The organism is Thalassospira sp. UBA4513 (assembly GCF_002388495.1).
GTDB lineage: Bacteria > Pseudomonadota > Alphaproteobacteria > Rhodospirillales > Thalassospiraceae > Thalassospira > Thalassospira tepidiphila.
In genome coordinates this window covers 83,704-99,107 of record NZ_DGMR01000035.1, presented here as the reverse complement: position 1 = coordinate 99,107, position 15,404 = coordinate 83,704, and the positions used below count along the sequence as shown (strand labels likewise).

Annotated in this window: 15 protein-coding genes; 12 read left to right on the top strand and 3 right to left on the bottom strand. The window is 55.6% G+C overall.

What is annotated here, in order from left to right; all coding sequences use genetic code 11:
* From B2T33_RS14515 to B2T33_RS14495, 5 genes are all read left to right on the top strand, one after another.
* A partial coding sequence (locus B2T33_RS14515; protein ID WP_286792413.1) for a tyrosine recombinase XerC occupies positions 1 to 909 on the top strand: 909 nt, incomplete at its 5' end.
* Positions 910 to 995: 86 nt separating this feature from the next.
* Entirely contained in the window at positions 996 to 1,301 is a 306-nt protein-coding gene (locus B2T33_RS14510; RefSeq protein ID WP_286792412.1) for a YrhK family protein, read from the top strand.
* Between the two features lie 86 nt (positions 1,302 to 1,387).
* Entirely contained in the window at positions 1,388 to 1,993 is a 606-nt protein-coding gene (locus B2T33_RS14505) for a glutathione S-transferase family protein (RefSeq protein ID WP_286792411.1), read from the top strand.
* Positions 1,994 to 2,091: 98 nt separating this feature from the next.
* Positions 2,092 to 2,583, top strand: a complete 492-nt coding sequence (locus B2T33_RS14500) for a class I SAM-dependent methyltransferase (RefSeq protein ID WP_286792410.1) — start codon at positions 2,092 to 2,094, stop codon at positions 2,581 to 2,583.
* A gap of 68 nt (positions 2,584 to 2,651) precedes the next feature.
* Positions 2,652 to 4,040 (top strand): glutamine synthetase family protein, encoded by a 1,389-nt coding sequence (locus tag B2T33_RS14495; protein WP_286792409.1) that lies wholly within the window; start codon positions 2,652 to 2,654, stop codon positions 4,038 to 4,040.
* Positions 4,041 to 4,071: 31 nt separating this feature from the next.
* On the opposite strand, the gene B2T33_RS14490 is transcribed toward B2T33_RS14495, so the two are convergent.
* Positions 4,072 to 4,296 (bottom strand): hypothetical protein, encoded by a 225-nt coding sequence (locus B2T33_RS14490; protein ID WP_008889750.1) that lies wholly within the window; start codon positions 4,294 to 4,296, stop codon positions 4,072 to 4,074.
* Positions 4,297 to 4,496: 200 nt separating this feature from the next.
* On the bottom strand, positions 4,497 to 4,823 hold the full coding sequence (locus tag B2T33_RS14485; protein ID WP_286792408.1) for a hypothetical protein: 327 nt from the start codon (positions 4,821 to 4,823) through the stop codon (positions 4,497 to 4,499).
* A 473-nt stretch (positions 4,824 to 5,296) separates the two neighbouring features.
* On the opposite strand from B2T33_RS14485, the gene nadA reads away from it, so the two are divergent.
* The 4 genes from nadA (at position 5,297) to B2T33_RS14465 (ending at position 8,632) form a co-directional block, all read left to right on the top strand.
* Positions 5,297 to 6,319, top strand: coding sequence for a quinolinate synthase NadA (gene nadA, locus B2T33_RS14480; RefSeq protein ID WP_008889748.1), 1,023 nt, complete (start codon positions 5,297 to 5,299; stop codon positions 6,317 to 6,319).
* 78 nt (positions 6,320 to 6,397) lie between these two features.
* Complete coding sequence (gene nadC, locus B2T33_RS14475; RefSeq protein ID WP_286792407.1) at positions 6,398 to 7,237, top strand: carboxylating nicotinate-nucleotide diphosphorylase; 840 nt, start codon at positions 6,398 to 6,400, stop codon at positions 7,235 to 7,237.
* A 6-nt stretch (positions 7,238 to 7,243) separates the two neighbouring features.
* The gene (locus tag B2T33_RS14470) at positions 7,244 to 7,669 is read left to right on the top strand and encodes an NUDIX hydrolase (protein WP_286792406.1); all 426 of its coding nucleotides are present in this window, start codon (positions 7,244 to 7,246) and stop codon (positions 7,667 to 7,669) included.
* A 129-nt stretch (positions 7,670 to 7,798) separates the two neighbouring features.
* A complete protein-coding gene (locus tag B2T33_RS14465) occupies positions 7,799 to 8,632 on the top strand; it encodes an isocitrate lyase/PEP mutase family protein (RefSeq protein WP_197146569.1) in 834 nt (277 codons plus the stop codon).
* Positions 8,633 to 8,669: 37 nt separating this feature from the next.
* Here B2T33_RS14465 and B2T33_RS14460 read toward each other — a convergent pair whose 3' ends face one another.
* Entirely contained in the window at positions 8,670 to 11,288 is a 2,619-nt protein-coding gene (locus B2T33_RS14460) for a mechanosensitive ion channel domain-containing protein (protein WP_197146568.1), read from the bottom strand.
* 219 nt (positions 11,289 to 11,507) lie between these two features.
* On the opposite strand from B2T33_RS14460, the gene B2T33_RS14455 reads away from it, so the two are divergent.
* The 3 genes from B2T33_RS14455 to mdh all read left to right on the top strand — a co-directional run bounded on the left by B2T33_RS14455 (position 11,508) and on the right by mdh (position 15,303).
* Positions 11,508 to 12,497: a CorA family divalent cation transporter gene (locus B2T33_RS14455; RefSeq protein ID WP_286792405.1), complete on the top strand. Its 990-nt coding sequence runs from the start codon at positions 11,508 to 11,510 to the stop codon at positions 12,495 to 12,497.
* Positions 12,498 to 12,594: 97 nt separating this feature from the next.
* The gene (zapE, locus tag B2T33_RS14450) at positions 12,595 to 13,722 is read left to right on the top strand and encodes a cell division protein ZapE (RefSeq protein ID WP_286792404.1); all 1,128 of its coding nucleotides are present in this window, start codon (positions 12,595 to 12,597) and stop codon (positions 13,720 to 13,722) included.
* A 630-nt stretch (positions 13,723 to 14,352) separates the two neighbouring features.
* Complete coding sequence (mdh, locus tag B2T33_RS14445) at positions 14,353 to 15,303, top strand: malate dehydrogenase (protein WP_008889741.1); 951 nt, start codon at positions 14,353 to 14,355, stop codon at positions 15,301 to 15,303.
* Positions 15,304 to 15,404 lie beyond the last annotated feature (101 nt).

Below are 15,404 nucleotides of genomic sequence, written 5' to 3'. Positions count from 1 at the left end.
GATGTGCGCGACGCCATTGCCGACTGGCGTGGCTGGCTTGCCAATGAGCGTCGCGCGTCCAACCACACGACCGAAAACTATCTGGCCGATCTTTATGCCTTTCTGGGTTTCATCAAGGATCATCTCGGTGAAACACCGACGCTTAAGGATCTTTTGCGCCTGAATCCGCGCGATTTTCGAAGCTGGCTGGCGCGCCGCAGCATGGATGGCATGGCCAAGACGTCGACCGCGCGTGCGTTATCAAGCTTGCGCAATTTTTACCGATTTCTTGAACGATCCGGGCGCGGTCAAAACGCCGCCGTGCAGTCGATCCGCAACCCCCGCCTGCCGCAATCAACGCCCAAACCGCTGGCGCCAGATGATGCCATGGCGGTGCTGGAAAATGCTGATGCCTGGCAGGATGAGCCGTGGCTTGGCAAACGTAACCTCGCCCTTTTCACCCTTCTGTATGGTTGCGGCCTGCGTATTTCCGAGGCGCTTGATCTGAACGCCAATCAACGCCCGACCGGGGATTCGATGGTGATCACGGGGAAAGGCAACAAACAACGCCTTGTCCCGGTTTTGCCCATCGTGCGCGACGCGATCGAGGATTATGTCCGCACCTGCCCGTTTGCGCCCAATGGCGATGATCCCCTGTTTCTGGGCGCACGCGGAAATCGGCTTGTGGCACAAGTCGCCCAGCGTGAAATGCGCAAGGTCCGCGAACTTTTGAACCTGCCCGATACCGCCACCCCGCATGCACTGCGCCATTCGTTTGCGACGCACCTTTTGGCCGGAGGTGGTGATTTGCGCACCATTCAGGATTTGCTCGGCCACGCATCGCTTTCAACGACCCAGCGGTATACGGCCGTGGATACCGAACAATTGATGGCGGTCTATAACGGCACCCATCCGCGCGCCCGGCGCTAGCCCCCACCGCTAGAACACGCATCGGAACCGTTTTGCGCGCTCAGGCGTTGGATGCCCAGACACAGCTCCGCAAAAGAGATCCAGTGATGAAGCTATTTCGATCCCGCCGCTTTGACGCCAGTCCGCGCCATCGCCAGATTTACAGCGCCTATGAAATTGCCTATTCGGTCATCGACCTTTTGGCGGCTGTCCTGTTTATCGTTGGCAGCGTGTTGTTTCTTGATGATGCAACGGTCAAGGCCGGGACGTGGCTGTTTATCATCGGATCGGTGTTCTTTGCCGGTCGGCCGGCCGTGCGGCTTGCCCGTGAATTGCATCTGGCCGGACTGGGTGACGAGGGTCAACACGATAGGGCTGAACCGCGTTCTGCCCGCAACCGCGCCGGGTCTTGAAAATCTTTTCGCAAAATTTCGGTTCCTAGCGATCACCTTTCGCCATTAGACTGCGGGCAAACACCTGATATGCCCGGAGGAAAACCATGATATTGCGTTCGAGTGGCCCGTCGCCGTTTGGCCGGAAAGTCAAAATCGTTGCCAAAATGCTTGGCATTTATGACCAGCTGACGGTTGAAGATTCCAACACCAACGACCCGGCAGATACCCTGCGCCAGCAAAATCCGCTGGGTAAAATTCCGATCCTGATCCTTGAGGATGGTCGCAAGATTTTTGATAGCCGCGTGATCTGTGAATATCTTGATGCGCAGGTCGATGGCACCAGCCTGCATCCCACCGAAAGCGACGCACGGTGGGAGGCCCTTACCCTTCAGGCGCTGGGCGACGGCATTGTCGATGCATCCATTCTGCAGGTCTATGAAAGCCGGATGCGCCCGGAAGAAAAACGCCATGACGATTGGCTGTCCTATCAGGCGGACAAGGTCAAACGATCCCTTGATCATCTGAGTACCAATGCCCCGTCACTGGAAGGTGACCTGACGATTGGCCATGTCGCGATTGCCTGTGCGCTGGGCTATCTTGATCTGCGCTTTGAGGGCAAATGGCGCGAAAGCTATCCGACACTGGTCACATGGCTTGAAACCTTTGACGCACGCGTCCCGGCCTTTGAGGCCACCAAGTTTGTCGCCTGAGACTGGTGCCCCTTTGGCGCAATGCTGCTTGCGCCAAGGGGCAAAGCTTTTAAATCAAGTGCTTAGCCACTAAAAAACAACCCGGAGCCTTTTGCACAATGTCCCGTCTGAACAGCGTTATCCGCCGCCTTCAAGCCCAACGCGATTGCCTGAATGCGGCAGCAGAAATGATCAAGGATCAGGACGGCATCGTGCTTGAAGTCGGGCTTGGCAACGGGCGTACGTTTGATCACCTGCGCGAAATCATGCCGGACCGCGAGATTTTCGTCTTTGACCGGCAGATCGCCGCCCACCCGAAATGCATCCCCGATGATGAACATTTGTTCCTTGGCGATATCTTTGAAACCCTGCCGAAGGCAGTTGAACGTTTCAAAGGCACAGTCGCACTGGTCCACTCCGATGTCGGCACCGGGGACGAGGCGCTTAATGCCAAGATCGCGTCCTTTATCGGGTCAACCCTGCCCCCGGCATTGATCAAAGGTGCAATTGTTGCATCGGATCAGAAAATCGATGTGCCGGGCACGATTGCCGAACCACTGCCCGAAGGCGTTCCAAAAGATCGCTATTTCTTCCGTCGTTATCAGGGCTAATATCGCGCCCAGTTTTGGAATTGGCTCTGCACCCGCAGGGCCCTGTCAGCATCTTAGGAAATCGTGCCGTGGCCACCGCAAACGCCCCATCGCCCAGTGGAAGTCAATTGTCCGAAGCACAGGACTTTCTGGCCAAATATCCCGATGTCGAGGCCATCGACATCATCCTGACCGACTTTCACGGCATTGGCCGGGGCAAAACGATCCGCCGTCACGAACTAGAAGGCATCTATAAATCCGGGCGCGGCTTGCCGAGCTCCCTGTTCGGGCAGGATGTCAGTGGCGAGGATGTTGATGATTGCGGCCTCGTGCAAACTGGCGGCGGCGGCGATTGCCGTTGCTGGCCAGTGCCGGGTACGCTTGGCTATCTGCCCCATACCGGCCGCGGGCAGCTTTTGATTGCCATGTATGAAGAAGACGGCGCGCCGCATGACGTTGATCCGCGCAATGTTTTCGGCGCGCAGGTCAAACGGGCTGAAAATCTTGGCTTCTATCCGATGGGCGCGTTCGAACTTGAATTCTATCTGGTCGACCAAACCCCGGATGCCCAGGGCCTGTATCACCCGGCCTCCTATGCCATCACCAAACGGCGCAGCAAATTGCGCAACACCATGTCGGTCGATGAAATTGACGAGATGTCACCGCTTTTTGATGCGGTCTATGAAGGTGCCAAGCATCTGGACCTGACGCTGGAAACCCTGATTTCGGAGTATGGTCCGGGCCAGTATGAAATGACCATCCGCTATCGCGATCTGATGCGCGCAGCCGATGACGTCATCATCGCCAAACGCCTGATCCGCACCGTGGCACGGCGTTTTGGCAAGGAAGCTGTCTTTATGCCCAAGCCGTTCGGCAATGAAGCCGGATCGGGCATGCATTTGCATCTGTCGCTTGCAGGCCAAGACGGCAATAACCTGTTTGCCGATCAGGCGGATGGATCGCTAAGCCCCTTGATGCTCAATGCGATTGGCGGCATTCGCGGCACGATTGGCGAGACCATGTTGTTGCTGGCCCCGTTCATGAATTCATGGCGTCGCTTTGCATCGGCGATGTATTCGCCGGCATCTGATGACTGGGGTGTTGAAAACCGCACTGTGGCATTACGTGTGCCGGGCACACCCGGCAAAACGCGCCATTTCGAACACCGTATTGCCGGTGTCGACGCCAACCCGTATCTGGTCGCGGCTGTGACACTGGGTGCTGCCCTTGACGGGATCGAGGGCAAAATTGATCCGGGCAAACCATGTGAAGATGAAATCGGCGAAGCAAAGGCACCAAACAACCTGCCGCGTCATTGGCTTGAGGCGATTGATCAGTTTGCCGCATCTGATTTCAATAAACGCACGCTCGGGGATCGCTTCCACACCGCGTTCACGAAAATCAAACAGGCCGAATACGAACAGATGGCGCTGAAGGTGTCAGCGGCAGAGTGGGAGTATTACGGATTTTCCGTCTGACCCCCTATCTCCGGGGGCGGTGCCACAGTGATCAGTAACTTAGGTCCAAACCAAGGAAGTTGCTGAGTGCCAGGGTGATGCCACCGACGACCAGAAGTGCAAGCACGAAGACGCCGGTGATCTTGGCGCTGGCACGCAGGACCGCCTGTCTTCCGTACTTTTGACCTTGGTCGTAATGCCACTTGATGGCAAAGAACATCGCGGTCAGCAGTGCGACGACCTTGAACGTGCCAAAGGCGATCGGAACCCAATCCATAACAAAGACTTTCATTTGCAGCAGTTATGGATGTTATGGGCGCATCTTGGCTCAAGGCAAACTTCCCATTCTGCAACCCTGTCATGAAACAGCGGTTGGCCCTGAAAAGATCGGCTAATAAACTGGAATATCTGGGATTTTCAGATGAAAGTGCCGTCTGGTCAGATTGCTCTGACCAGGACTATCGGCAGCGTGCAGCGCTAGGAAGCGCGTTTGGCACGGTTGTTTGATTTGCGCGCCGAGAAAGCCACTTGCGGGCGGGCATCCATGGTTTTCTGATCGCGGAGATAAGCGACTTCAAGATCGCGGGGCTCGACACTGAGAACCCGTGAAGTGTCCGGGCGGTCCGAGTTCGTATTGAGGTGAATCTGCGTCGAAACCCACTGCCATGTCGGGTATGTCAGCTTTTCATCCTGGGTTTCTTCGGTAATCACCTTGTAGGATCCGGCCGGAAGGACTTCTGCAAGGCCACGCATGCTGAACGGACGTGTGAAATTCAGAATTCTCGAAATGGTACGATTGGTCAAAAAAGGCTCCTTGCGCCGGAATGCGCGTTGGACAGGCCAAACGATCGGGACCATTCCCGCCGTCGGATACTGACTCGGATTACAGACAGATCAAAGTTTTCGGATTAACAACGGACAAAAATGCCCGGGCCAATAAAATATTGGAAATTTGAGAATCAAAAAATATTTGCAGCATCAAGCATATGAATATTTTTGGTTAATTTACAACGTAATTATTTTTATTTATGCGATCAAGCAAAACTGCGAAATTTAATTCGTCGGTCAAAGACACCGGATTTATTTATTAATTCAGATAATTTCGTTCCATTTTCTGGCTCAGCAGCCGTCAGCCCCAATCAATATCGGACGTATACCGCCTATTCCTTGCCATCCCGTCGCAATGGCGATATTCAGGTTTCAAACTGTCATTAACTTGCAATGCCGGGCCCCGCGACTTATCTCCGGCTTGCAAACAGGCGAGATGAGACGACGCCATGAATGAAATGATCACCATTGCCGAGGCTTCTGCTGACGCAATGTCGGAAATGCAGATTGATCCCACCCTTGATCTGGAAGCTGAGATTCAGCGCCTGAAAAAGGAAAAGAACGCGATCATTCTGGCCCATTACTATCAGGATGGGGAAATTCAGGACCTTGCCGACTTTGTTGGCGATAGTCTGGATCTGTCGCGCAAGGCGGCGGAAACCGATGCCGATGTCATCGTGTTCTGTGGCGTGCGCTTCATGGCTGAGGTTGCCAAAATCCTCAGCCCGAACAAGACTGTTTTGCTGCCGGATTCCAAAGCGGGTTGCTCGCTCGAAGATTCTTGTCAGCCAGAACCGTTCCGCAAATTCCGCGAACAGCACCCTGATCACGTGTCGATCACCTATATCAACTGCTCGGCCGAGGTGAAGGCCGCGTCTGATATTATCGTGACCTCGTCGAATGCGGCCGAGATCATTGATCAGATCCCGCTCGACAAGCCGATCCTGTGGGCACCTGACCGCCATCTTGGTTCCTATCTTGCCAAGAAAACCGGTCGCGACATGACGCTTTGGAACGGCTCGTGCATCGTGCATGAACAGTTTTCCGAGCGTGAATTGATCCGCCTGAAAACCCAGAACCCCGATGCCAAGATCGCAGCCCACCCGGAATGCCATGACGGTATTCTCAAGCATGCCGATCATATCGGCTCGACCCGGGCCATTCTGGAATATGTGATTAACGGCCCGGATCAGAAATACCTGATCGCGACCGAACCGCACATCATCCACCAGATGGAAAAAGCAGCCCCGCACAAGGAATTCATTCCGGTGCCGGGTGCGGACGGGTCATGTGCGTGCAACAACTGCCCGTTCATGGAACTCAATACGCTTGAAAAGCTGTATCTGTGCCTGGTCAATAACGGCCCGCAGATTGTCATGCCCGAAGACCTGCGCGTCGCAGCGGTCAAGCCGCTTGAACGCATGCTGGAAATGTCAAAGAACATTCCGGTCAAAAAGGACGACGCGGCGTAAGCCAGCCAACCTCACAGCCCCGCAAACTTTGCGGGGCTGTTTGCCATCCCCCACCAGAATTCAAAGCAGCCCACCATCATGACCGTCCTGACCCAAGCCGAAATCGCGGAATTCATTGATCGTTCCTTTGCCGAGGATATCGGCACCGGTGACATCACATCGGACAATGTCATCCCCGCCGATGCACGCCTGCGCGTCGCGCTTGAAACGCGCGAGGATATCGTTGTGGCCGGGCTTGATATCGCCCTTGAATGTTTTCGCAAGCTGGTCCCGGATGCGAAGATCGAAAAGCACTGCGAAGATGGGGATGCGATTGCGGCCAAAGACGTTCTGGCCGTGGTCGAAGGCAATGCGCGCGGTATCCTGACGGCTGAACGCACAGCCCTTAATACGCTTCAACATCTGTCGGGCATTGCCACCACCACGCGCAGCTATGTCGCGGCGATGGGCGAAACAAACGCCAAACTGCTTGATACCCGCAAGACACTGCCGGGTTGGCGCAAACTGGAAAAATACGCGACCCGCATGGGCGGTGCGCAAAATCACCGCATGGGCCTTTATGACGGGGTGATGATCAAGGACAACCACATTGGCGTTGTCGGATCGATCACCAAATGCGTCGAGGCCGCCCGGGCTGCCAACCTGCCCAAGATCGAGGTTGAATGTGACACCCTTGATCAGGTTAAAGAAGCCACGGACGCTGGCGCAGACATCATCCTGCTCGATAACATGGGCCCGGATATGTTGCGCGAAGCGGTTGCCATTGTCGCTGGTCGCTGCAAGACTGAGGCATCCGGGGGTGTAAACCTTCAGACCATCGGTGCAATTGCCGCAACCGGGGTCGATTATGTTTCCGTCGGGCGGATTACCCAATCCGCACCGGCCGTTGATATCGGACTTGATGTCGCAATCCTGTGAGGCCACATGCGCGCAAGCAGTCATAGCACCACAGACCCCGCCTTGATCAAGGTGATCGAAACCGCCAACTGGATCTTGCGCGACGGCGAAAACATCCTGTCGGTCCGCAGCCACGGCCGTGACCGGTTCTATTTGCCCGGTGGCAAGATTGATCCCGGCGAAACCGCGCGCGAGGCCATCAAACGCGAAATCAAGGAAGAACTCGGCGTCGATCTGATCCCCAGCACGCTCCGCCAATTGGGCACGTTTGCCGGACAGGGCCACAACCTGCCCGAAGGGTCGATTGTGCGCATGACCTGCTTTACCGGCTATTATTGCGGAACCCTTGCGCCTGAACGCGAGATCGCCGAACTCAGATGGCTGTCGCCACGAGAACGCCACCTTATGGCCCCGATGGGGCAAAAGATCACCGCTGCCCTTTTCGATATTTAATCATCCGATCAACGCTATGTTGCCAACCGGCAGTACCTTGCGGTTGTGACCATCGCTCCAAATGTTCTTGTTATGTTCCATTCTTTTGTGGTAAGCATGACTTGCGGTTTTGCACAAAGGGATCAGAACATGACGCAGGACAAAGGGGCATTGTTTCGGGCGCTTCACGAAGAACCCGGTGCATTCATCATTCCCAATCCATGGGATATCGGAACTGCCAGAATTCTTGCCGCACTCGGTTTTCGCGCCTTGGCAACGACAAGTGCGGGCATGGCATTTTCCCTTGGCGTTGCAGAGGGCAAGACATCACCCGAAAATACGTTCAAGCATTGCCAGGCACTGGTTTCGGCCACACCACTTCCCGTCACGGCCGATCTTGAAAAAGGGATGGGCGATAGTCCGGAAAGCGCGGCTGAAACGATTTCGGTCGCAGCGTCAATCGGCCTGGCGGGCTGTTCGCTTGAAGATCACACAGGGGACCGGGCAAACCCGATCTATGATTTTTCGCTTGCTGTTGAACGCATTCAGGCTGCTGTCGAAGCCCGATCAGCCTTGCCCCATGATTTTGTCCTGACCGCACGGTGCGAGAACTTCCTGTGGGGACGCCCTGACCTTGACGACACGATCAAGCGCCTTCAGGCCTTTGAAAAGGCGGGGGCGGATGTTCTTTATGCGCCGGGCTTGTATGATCTTGAAACGATCCGCACGGTTTGCGCATCGCTGAGCAAACCGGTGAATGTCGTTATGGGCATGCCCGGAAACACGTTCAGCCTGACTGAACTGGCGGAGGCGGGCGCAAAAAGGATCAGCGTCGGATCAGCACTTGCCCGCCTTGCCTATGGCGCCTTTGTCAAAGCATCGCGTGAAATGATCGACACGGGCACATTCGGTTTTTCCGACCAGGCCATGGGCTTTGCCGAGCTTGAAGAATTTTTCACCGGACAAACCCACAAAGCCCAATAGAGACAGGCAGATTAAAACAGCAGACTGAACACACGCCCTAGCGCGGCGCATCCCCGTCAGGACTGCCGCCTGCATCGGGAATTTCACGGCCAGGCGCATCGCGATCGCGCGAAACATCCTTGGTCGCAGACGGCGGGGCAGCTTTTTGATCCGCTCCGCCATCGTCGGTGTTCGGGGATGTATCTTCTGCTTTGTCTTCTGACGTTTCGGGTTCCTCAGGCTCGGCCTTCTCGACCTTCTTTGGCGCCCCTTTGCCAGCGTCACGGATGGCATCGGTCAGCTTATCGATATCACGCAGGTTCAGGTCACGCTGCGGGAACGGAATTTCGATGCCCTCATCGCGGAAGCGCTGGACAAGTTCAAAGCGGATCGAGCTTGCCACCGCTATCACATCGCCAATATCGCGCAGGAAATAACGCAGTTCGAAATCAAGCGAACTGGCCCCGAAATCCATGAACACCACCTGCGGTGCCGGATAGGTCAAAATCTCGCGGCGCTTGTCGGCCATTTCCAACAGGATCTCGCGAACCTTGTCGACATCCGATCCGTAAGACACACCTATCTTGATGATGCCGCGGCCCGAACGCTCCTTAAGCGTCCAGTTCAGAACCCGGTTGGAAATCAGTTCGGAGTTCGGGATGACGACCGAAGACCGGTCAAAGGTTTCGATCTCGGTCGCGCGCACCCGGATGTCCTTTACAAACCCCTGATCGGCGCCGACGACAATCCAGTCGCCGACCTTGATCGGGCGTTCGACCAAAAGGATCAGGCCGGAGACAAAGTTGTTCACAATGCTTTGCATGCCAAAACCGATACCAACCGAAATGGCACCGGCGATGATGGCAAGGTTGGACAAGTCCAGCCCGGCGGCCGAAACCGCAAGCAAGATGGCAAGACAGATCCCGGCATAGCCAAAGATCGCCGAAACCGAATGTTGCAGCCCCTGATCAAGCTTGGTGTTGGGCAGCACCCGCGTGCTCAGCATGCGCTGGAAGAAGCGCATCACCGCCAGCACGATGACAAACATCAAGGCCGCCAGCATGATGGAGCGCAGCGAGAAATGAATGCCGCCGACCTGAATGCCGATAAAGGCCTGCTGAACCGCCAAAATAAGATCAGCCCAGGCAATGTCGGTAAAGATCATCACCGCGACCGGCACGGCGATGGAAAACATCACCACATCGATCAGAACCCGCAGCCAGAAATAAAGCGTTCCATGCACCGCATCGCTGACATTGCTGTCCTCACTGCTTTCCGGGCGCACCAAGTAGGTATGCATCAAAGCCCGGCAATAACCGCGCAGCAGCCAGTAACAGGTCAAAAACGCCAGCGCCATCATCAGGTTTTCAAGGATGAAGCGTGCCAGGGCGACATAGCCCAGCAACATCAGCACCGGCATCATGATCGCGATAACCTTAAGGCCACGGCGCGACCGGCGTTCGATCTTTGACCAGATTTCGTGACGGTCGCGTTCGTCATGTTGCCAGAACACCCCAAGCGAGCAGACAAACAGCAAAACCGAAATCACCAGCACGTTCGAGATGCTTTGCACAAGCGCGATATCAAGCGACGTTCCAAGGGTCGTCGCCCCTTGCAACAGCACCATGTCAAAGGCAAAAATCACTGCCACTGCCAGCGAACAGAACCCGACAACCCGCGCCCCCCTTGGCGTTGTACCCGAGCGTCGCAATGTGGGCGCAAACGGTGAATGCACACTGCGCACCGCGGCCCCGACAAACAACAGGAACAAGGCAGCCGCAAAGCATTGCAGAACAAAATCACCCATCGCACCGCTCAGAAGCGCATCGCGCGATTCAAGTATTCCATAGGCGATCAAAAGGGCGATGCCCGGCACCAAGGCGGTAAACAGGAACCGCGTTCCCGATATCAGTGATACGCGGTCTTCGTCAGGCACAGTGTTCCAACGTGCTGGCATATAGCGCAGCACGACCACCTCGCCACCAATCAGGGCGGCGATCACGATGAAGGTCAGGAAAACAAGGCCGGGGGCCACCTCGGACAGCTGATCGGCGACGTCCCCTTCGAGTTCAAGGTTGGAATAGCGTGCCTGCACCATGCTGGGCAGCTTGACGATTTCACGCCAGGCTTCAAACCAGACAACCGGATCAAACGGCACATCCACCCGGCCCAAAACACGCCGGGTAAAGCGTTCACGCGCCAAGCCAGACAACTGGTCAGACAGCTCGCTTGCGCGGAAATTGACCAGTTCAAGCTGTTTGAGCACACCGCCAACCCGCGCGATGTCCTGTCCGATCCGATCACGTTCACGGGCGACCTCGGGGACTTCTTCCTCGCCCTCTGCCGGGGGCTCGCCAAGTTTGCCAAGGGCGGCTTCAAACCGCTGCAGGCGTTCATCGGCCCGACCGCGCAGCTCGTTAATGGCAAGCTGGATGGTTTCGATCCGGTCGCGGCCATCGGAGATCACGCGCCCGGAAATTTCTTCGCCGGAAATCGATTCTTCAATCGCATCAAGCGTCGCTTCCCAGTCCGCAATACGGTTCTGTGCATTTTCCAGTTCGATCTTCTGCACAGAGTCAGGGCGCGGTTCGTTTGGTTGTGCCGCCAAACCGAAAGAGACCGTCATTGCAAACAGACAGATTGCAAGACTTGCGATTACCTGACGAACTGATGTCATGCCTGATGATCCATATTGATGCCCGAAGCGCTGCCCGGCTTCCGTTTCTTGAGTGTTTTTCGCGTTTTGTAAACAGGTTGGCCTGATACTTGGTCACAGAACCGAACCCTACACTGAGAACGGTAACGAATCATCTAACGTTTCGTTCCGTTGTCATTGTGACGTGATGATGACCCCATCCCTGACCTGCATGAACGCAGTCAGCCAAGGAGCCCTGCGATGAGCAAAACCGCGCTGATCAATGCCTTTGAAATTGCCCCGGATGGCACCGCACAACCGGTTGGATGGGACGCCCTGCAATCGGGCCTGCCGCCGATCGCAGAGGGAAATTATCTTTGGGTACATCTGGACTGGATGGGCGACGGGGTGCGCGACTGGCTGATCACGGTTGCCGGGATTGATGCGACCATCACCGATACGCTGTCGACCCGCGGCACGCGTCCGGCGGTGTTTTTCTATGATCCTGGCTATTCGCTTAACCTGCGCGGGGTGAACCTGAACGCGGAAAATGATCCGGCCGATATGATTTCGGTGCGTTTCTGGGTCACAAACAACATGGTAATCACGCTGCGCAACCAGCCGCTCAAGGCGTTTGATGACATGCGGGCCGCCATTGCCGACCACAAAGCCCCCAACAGCGTTGATGATTTCGTCCTGACCGTGGCCGAACGGCTTGCCTTTCGGGTCGAAAATGTCGTGCGCGGCATGGAAGAAGATGTCGAGGCGATCGAGGACGATCAGGAAACCGTGGCGGAGGGCAAAACCCTTGCGCTGCGCAAACGCGGATCGGACGTTCGCCATCGGCTGTCGCGCCTGCGCCGGCATCTGGGACCGCAACGCGATGCGCTGGCGCATTATGTCGAACAAAAACCGGTCTGGTCTGACAAGCGGTTCAAACGCCGCGCCCGCGCATTGACCGATAAAACCGTCCGTCTGGTCGAGGAATTTGATTCCCTGCGCGAACGCATTCAGATCGTGAATGAAAACCTGATGGCGCTCGAAAGCGAACAGATGAACCGCACGATGTACTGGCTTACCGTGATTGCCGGTCTGTTCCTGCCGATCAGTTTCGTCACCGGCCTTCTGGGCATCAATGTCGGCGGCGTTCCGGCAACTGACAGCCCGTATGGGTTCCTTGGGGTGTCGATCATTCTGGCGGTAATTACCGCCTTTGAAATCTGGCTGTTCAAGAAGATGCGCCTGATCTGATAGCAGCAATGCAAACCGTCTTGTTGCAATGCGATGCAACTTGGAGCTATGACAATCTCACAGTCCTAATTCCTTTCACTGCATTCGAGATTTGTTGATGACCGACGGCCCGCTTTCACGTTATCGCGCGAAAATCACCGCTGGTGAGCTGTCCCACGATCCGATGCAGGAACTCTGTGCGGAAAAACTCCAAAGCCTGAAAAACGCGCTGATCAACTACGAGCCGTCGACCGGCACAGGTGGCTGGCGCGAACGGTTTGGCCTGACCCGTAGGCGCGATGAACCGACCCCGCCGTCAGGACTTTACATTTACGGCGAGGTTGGTCGTGGCAAATCCATGTTGATGGATCTGTTCTATGAAACCATCGACATTGAAAAAAAGCGTCGCGTCCATTTCCATGACTTCATGCAGGATGTGCATGAACGCATGCACCGCTATCGCCAGACCAAGAAAAAGGACGATGCCGATCCGATCCCACCGATTGCTAAGGACCTTGCAAACGATGCCTGGTTGCTGTGCTTTGACGAGATGCAGGTAACCGACATCACCGATGCCATGATCCTCGGCCGTCTGTTTGAACAGTTGTTTGATCATGGGGTCGTGATTGTCACCACATCGAACCGTGTGCCGGATGACCTGTATAAGGATGGTCTGCAACGCCAGAACTTCCTGCCCTTCATCGACATGATCAAGCAGAAGCTTGATGTGCTGGAACTGGCGAGCCCGACCGATTACCGCATGCGCAATCTGACGGCCGCCGAGGTGTTCCTGTATCCGAGAACCCGCGAACAGGCATCCAAGCGGATTGACGAGATGTTTGCCACCCTGACCGAAGGCGCACGCGTCGCGCCCGACAGCCTGACCGTCAAGGGACGCAAGATCGAAATCAGTGCGGCTGGTGCCGGGGTCGCCAAGTTCAGCTTTGAAGAGCTTTGCACCCGTCCGCTGGGTCCGGGGGATTACATCGCGCTCGCGACGCATTTCCACACCATCGTCATCGACTTTATTCCGAAACTGCCGGACTCGCGCCGCGACTGGGCGAAACGGTTCGGTACCCTTGTTGATGCGATGTACGAACACAAAACCAAGCTGATCTGTGCGATTGAGTGTGACCCGACCGAGATCTACACCGACGGTGATTACTCATTCGAATTCCAGCGCACGGTGTCGCGCATGACCGAAATGCGCAGTCAGGAATATCTCGATATGGCGCACCTGACCTGACGGCTTTCAAACCGGCGGGACAGCTGATCAAAACGGTCTTTGTGATCGCAGTCGTGACATGCCTTTTTCTGATGCCCAGCGAGAGATAGCGCAGCCTGTGGAAAACGACTCCATACACGTCACTTTAAAATCGTCGCAATTATTCGCCATATGAGCGCTTATCATCGCGCGATTCTTGCGTTTGACGCAGGGGAAACGATGCTTCACGCAAAAATCGTCATATATTGGATTTCACGCCCCGTCCCGACCGCATGGCTGATGGCCGTTTCCTGCAATGCTGCGCCAGTGTAATCCTGTTCATACGCACGAATTCGCAGCAAAGGGGCGCACTGCCTTTCATTTAGGCAGGCCGCAATCGTAAACCAGCTTTGGTTTTGCTGCGCATTAGCCCATGTTCGCATCTGCAACGTGAATGGTTTTTAAGCGTTTAGACCATAGTTGCAATAAACCGCGAAGCGGCGGTTTTCCTCGTAAAAACAGTGGGGTTTCCCCTTGTCATTCGTGGCGATTCAGTTTACGACACTCGGTGTTTACGAACGATTATTTCGCGTTCGCAGGTTTAAATTTTCAATCGCGCTCCCAAGTTGAGTTTCGACCCCCAGGAAGCGCAATAGGGAAGAAGGTAACGGAATGGCCCGCAACAAGATCGCGCTCGTCGGTGCCGGCAATATTGGTGGCACGCTTGCTCACCTCGTCGGTCTCAAAGAGCTTGGCGACGTCGTCCTTTTCGACATCGTTGATGGCATGCCACAGGGCAAGTCGCTCGACATTGCTGAATCCTCCCCCGTCGACATGTTTGATGCCGACCTCAAGGGTACCAGTGACTACAAAGACATCGCAGGCGCTGATGTCGTCATCGTCACCGCCGGTGTTGCTCGCAAGCCGGGCATGAGCCGCGATGACCTGATTGGTATCAACACCAAAGTCATGACCCAGGTTGGTCAGGGCATCAAGGAACACGCTCCGAACGCGTTCGTCATCGTCATTACCAACCCGCTTGATGCGATGGTTTGGGTAATGCAGCAGGCAACCGGCTTCGATCCGAAGAAAGTTGTCGGCATGGCTGGCGTTCTGGACTCGGCCCGCTTCCGTTACTTCCTCGCAGAAGAATTCAACGTCTCGGTCAAAGACGTTACCGCCTTTGTCCTTGGCGGCCACGGCGATACCATGGTCCCGTCGATCCGTTATTCGACCGTTGCCGGTATCCCGGTTCCGGATCTGATCAAAATGGGCTGGACCACGCAGGAAAAGATCGACGAGATCGTGCAGCGCACCCGTGACGGTGGCGCCGAAATCGTTGCCCTGCTCAAAACCGGTTCTGCTTTCTACGCCCCGGCTGCTTCGGCAATCGCGATGGCGGAAAGCTACCTCAAAGACCAGAAGCGCGTCATGCCGGTTGCTGCTTATCTGAGCGGCGAATACGGTGTTGACGGTCTTTATGTTGGTGTCCCGGTTGTTCTGGGTGCCAACGGTGTAGAACGCATCGTCGAGATCAATCTTGATGAGTCCGAAAAAGCAAACTTCGACAATTCCGTGAACGCTGTTCGCGGCCTCGTCGAAGCTGCAAAGGGCATGCTCTAAGAACGCGAAACGGGCTGGTCAGTGACCGGCCCGTTTTTCAATCATTGTTGTTATTCAAACTTCAATGATCGCGGCCTCTTAACAAAGTCCCTCCCGCTCGT